The sequence below is a fragment of the Methylophaga sp. UBA4204 genome (genome assembly GCF_002379485.1).
In the GTDB taxonomy this organism is placed as follows: domain Bacteria; phylum Pseudomonadota; class Gammaproteobacteria; order Nitrosococcales; family Methylophagaceae; genus Methylophaga.
In genome coordinates this window covers 5,176-6,667 of the sequence record NZ_DFTU01000006.1, presented here as the reverse complement: position 1 = coordinate 6,667, position 1,492 = coordinate 5,176, and the positions used below count along the sequence as shown (strand labels likewise).

1 protein-coding gene is annotated in these 1,492 nt (G+C 45.4%); it reads left to right on the top strand.

The window, feature by feature from the left end; translation table 11 throughout:
* Window positions 1-1,492, top strand: a 1,492-nt coding sequence (locus B3182_RS00770) for a hypothetical protein (protein ID WP_292751137.1), incomplete at both ends; no start/stop codon positions are given.

The window sequence follows — 1,492 nt, the reverse complement described above, 5'->3', positions numbered from 1 at the left end:
CTCAACCAGTAACCGTCGTCGCTGGGCGGGTTATGACACCGAAAGTTTTTTTAATGCCTGGCGGATTGCCTATGAAGAAATAAAATCCCGTCATATCAAAATTGCCGGACCGAATATTTCTGATTTTGAACCGTTGCATAACATTGCTGTATTAACCCGCTTACGTCGTGATAATCAATTACCCGATATCCACACCAATAATCTGTTCAGTGAGCGGGTGACCGAACCGGAACGCTTTGACCATCGTATTTTTGGTACTAAGCTCGCCATGCGTTTGAAAGTGAATCTGGTCAAAAAAGCACGGATTCTGAAAAAGATTAGCAATGATTTTGGGGTAAACGAATTTATATCGCCAGCAGCTTTCTGGACTTTGCCAAGGATTCGGCGGGTATTGGTTAACGGCGAAGAAAAGCAAGCAGATTATTTAAGTCGTTACCTCACTTTACTCGCTGCTTCCGGTGCGATGCAGCAGGCTTATTGGGGACCATTCATTTGTCATCGAGAAGGACTGATTGATGACGGTTATGAGGTTTACCCTGAGCTGGAACGCATTACGCATTACCGCTCAGTACTGGGAAAACGCGAGGATTTCCGTCTGCGTCCGTCATTTTATGCGATGCAGAATTTTATTCGATTGATCCCTGGCAGTTTGTATGAAGGGCCATTAGCGACGGCCGAAGCCATTGAAGTTCATGCATTTCGAAACAACGATAAATTAATCCATGTGTTATGGACCGCAAACGGTCAGGCAATGCCAATGCATGCCTTATATGCTCCTGCACAACTGGAGGATGTTGAGATTATTTCCCGTGATGGAACGACTGTCAGTGAAAAACCCGAGTTTGTCACCGAAACTCCCGTATTCCTCTGCTGGTCATCTGATACAAAAATTCAGTTAAAAGCAAGTCCTAAGGCCCGGGAACGCATATCATTATATCGTCATGCCCCTGGTAAAAATTTGTACGGATTTGAGCAGGATGGCTGGAAAGGTGTACTGATTGCTGAAAATGCTTCACAGGCAGAAGAGCTGAAACTGAAGCTACACCCGGCCTATCTTCCCAAAGCAACCGAAGCAAATACCTTACGCAAAGCCCGAAATATTATCTGGCGTATCGATAATCTGCTGGATCAAACCGTTGTCGCAAAAAAACCATTACGTATGCCAGCACATAAACGGCTGCTTGATAAATTTAAACCGTGTAAGTCCAGACGCAGCTGGAATGCCGCAGCCGAATTATTACGCCGAGGAATTCCCACAGCTCTGCCTATCGCCTACTTTGAACAGGCAGATGATAAAACACTGACTGAAAACTATTATCTGTGCGACATGGTTGATCATGACTTTTCCGCCAGGGATATTTTGACGGCATTTAATGAAGGTGCAACCGACTACCAGGGTGTCAGAGAAGACGATTTATACGAGCAACTCAGTCAATTCCTGTTGGATTTGCATGGGCGTGGGGTGTTTTTCCGGGATTTGGCTGGCGGGAAT